This window comes from Nocardiopsis sp. TNDT3 (assembly GCF_003427465.1).
GTDB classification, from domain to species: domain Bacteria; phylum Actinomycetota; class Actinomycetes; order Streptosporangiales; family Streptosporangiaceae; genus Nocardiopsis; species Nocardiopsis dassonvillei.
The window spans coordinates 1-2823 of sequence record NZ_QPFC01000293.1; the positions used below are offsets into that span (position 1 = coordinate 1).

The 2823-nt window shown below is 74.8% G+C and carries 2 protein-coding genes; one reads left to right on the top strand and one right to left on the bottom strand.

The features are described from left to right. Positions 1-86: 86 nt before the first annotated feature. Complete coding sequence (fdhD, locus tag DQW06_RS07920; RefSeq protein ID WP_013155117.1) at positions 87-968, top strand: formate dehydrogenase accessory sulfurtransferase FdhD; 882 nt, start codon at positions 87-89, stop codon at positions 966-968. A gap of 173 nt (positions 969-1141) precedes the next feature. Here fdhD and DQW06_RS07925 read toward each other — a convergent pair whose 3' ends face one another. Then, positions 1142-2689: an aldehyde dehydrogenase family protein gene (locus tag DQW06_RS07925; RefSeq protein WP_071622785.1), complete on the bottom strand. Its 1548-nt coding sequence runs from the start codon at positions 2687-2689 to the stop codon at positions 1142-1144. Positions 2690-2823: the final 134 nt, after the last annotated feature.

The following is a 2823-nucleotide window of genomic DNA, read 5'->3' on the forward strand; positions in this document are numbered from 1 at the left end:
GGGGGGGGGCCCCACCTCCGGAGATGAGAAACCGGACGAAATCAGATAGAACCGGGACAGAGGTACACCGGAAGGCGGTGGAACGGATGGGACGGGTCACGGTCCGGGAGAAGGTGCTCCGGATCAGGGACGGGTCCGCGACCGAGCGCGTGGACACGCTGGTCGTCGAGGAGCCCCTGGAGATCAGGCTGGACGGGGACCCGCTGAGCGTCACCATGCGCACCCCCGGCAACGACTTCGACCTGGCCGCGGGGTTCCTGGTGAGCGAGGGCGTGGTCTCCCGGGGCGAGGAGGTCACCGCGATCCGCTACTGCGCCGGGGCCACCGAGGACGGCTCGAACACCTACAACGTGCTCGACGTGTCCCTGGCCCCGGGGGTCCCCCGCCCCGACACCTCCCTGGAGCGCAACTTCTACACCTCCTCCTCGTGCGGCCTGTGCGGCAAGGCGAGCCTGGACGCCGTGCGCACCCAGGCCGTGTGGCAGGTGGACGGGGACGGGCTGCGCGTCGAGGCCGAGACCCTGACCTCGCTGCCCGACCGGCTGCGCGAGGCCCAGCGGGTGTTCGAGCGCACCGGAGCCCTGCACGCCGCCGGCCTGTTCACCGCCGACGGCGAACTGCTGGCCCTGCGCGAGGACGTGGGCCGCCACAACGCGGTGGACAAGCTGGTCGGCTGGGCCCTGCGCTCGGACCGGCTCCCGCTGCGCGAGACGGTGCTGATGGTCTCGGGGCGGGCCTCCTTCGAGCTGGTCCAGAAGGCGTGGATGGCCGGCATCCCCATGATGGCCGCCGTCTCCGCGCCCTCGTCCCTGGCCGTCGACCTCGCCGCCGAGGCGGGCATCACCCTGGTCGGCTTCCTCCGGGGAACCTCCATGAACGTCTACGCCGGACGGCACCGGATCCTCCTGAAGAAGGCGCACACCGCGCCTTCGGCGGCCACGGGAGGCGTCCGCGGTCCGGGTCGGTAGACGCGGGAGCGGCCGGTGCGCTCCAGCCCCCTGCACCGACCGCTCCCGACATCCGGTCCTCCCGGGGGAGGACCCGCCCAGGCTTCCCCGGAGGCCCTCCCGCTCCCGGGGAGGGCCGCTTCGCGGTGTCGGCTCCGGGGGCGCCCGGTTCCGGACGCCCCCGGAGGAGCTGCCTAGACGCGCCCCTCGGGGCGCAGGGTGTAGTGCGGGAAGTTGCCGGGCAGGCGCTCGGCCGCCGGTCCCCTCGTGACCGCGTGGACCAGCAGCTCGCCGCCGACGAAGGCGCCCCGCCAGGAGTCGCCCCAGCCGCCGAACAGCTCCTCGCGGTCCCCGCGCGAGCGCGGCCGGTTGACGCCGACCTTGAAGGCCCGCACCCCGGCGGCCAGGCGCGCGGCCGTGTCGGTGTCGTCGCACGAGACCGTGGCGACCAGGGCGCCGTTGCTGGCGTTCATGGCGGCCAGCAGCTCGGCCTCGGTGTCCACCAGCACGATCGAGTCGACCGGGCCGAAGGGCTCGGCGTGGAAGAGCGGCGAGGAGCGCGGCGGCTCCAGGAGGGCCACGGGGGCCACGTAGGCGTCGGTGTTCTGGCCCGGCAGCAGGAGGGCGTCCTCCAGCCCGCCGCGGTACAGCGGCACGGCCCCGCCCGCGACGGCCTCGGCCACCCGGTCGGTCAGCTCCTTGGCCTTGGCCGCGTTGATCACCGGGCCGAAGTCCAGCTCGGGCGGGTCGTCGGCGGCCGACTCCACGGCCAGGGGGTGGCCGAAGCGCACGGACCGGACGGCCGCGAGGTAGGCGTCGAGGAAGGCGTCGAAGCGGGAGCGCTGCACGACGAACCGGGGGTAGGCGGTGCAGCGCTGCTTGGCGTAGTCGAAGGTCCTGCGGATCTGCCCGGAGAGGGTCTCCCAGTCCCCGAACTCCCACACGCCCCAGCAGTTGAGCCCCTCCTGTTCCAGGACGTGCGGCCGCCCCAGGTCGGCGAGGTCGGCCGCCACACGGCCGCCGGTGTCCCGGCCGCCCACGAAGGACACGCAGCCGATCTCGGGCCCGCGCACCAGCGCCGGGGAGAGGTCGCTGCCGCCTCCGCTGACCAGCGTGAACGGCAGGCCCTCGCGGACCGCCAAGGCCACGGCCAGGGTCAGGCAGACCAGCCCGCCGTCGGTGGGGGTCTTGGCGATCACGCCGTTGCCCGCCAGCGCCTGGACGCACATCGCGTGCGCCAGCACGCTCATCGGGTAGTTCCAGCTCGCGATGTTGCTGACCGGGCCGTCCAGGGGCAGGCGGCCCTCCAGCATGGGCTCGACGCCGTCGAGGTACCACTCGACCCCCGAGATCGCCCGGTCCACGTCCTGGCGGGCCAGCCGCCAGGGCTTGCCGATCTCCCAGACCAGGGCCAGGGCGAGGGTGTCGCGGTGCCGCTCCCAGGACCGGACCGCGGCGCGCACCCGCTCCCGGCGCTCGGCCAGGGGCAGCGCGCTCCAGCGGCGGTGGTCCTCGGCCGCCCCGGCGACCGCGCGGGCCGCGGTGGCGCCGTCGAGCATGGGCGGGCCCGCGATCTCCGAGCCGTCCACGGGCGAGTACGCGGTCCGGGGCTCGCCGTCGGCGCGCCACCGGCCGCCCCAGTGGTTGTGCGTCCGGTCGGGGCCGAAGGCCTCCGGTGCCTCCTCGCGGCAGCGGGTGTACAGGGTCGCCCAGTCGGTGCCGGGCTTGAGCATCGCCGTCATCGCGCCGTGGGCGCCGCCTCGGAGAGGGCGCCCGCCTCCTCTCCGAGGGGAGTCCCGGCCAGGACGGCGCGCACCATCCGGGCCGCTTCGCTGGGAGTGGTGCCGACCTTGACGCCGACGGCCTCCAGCGCTTC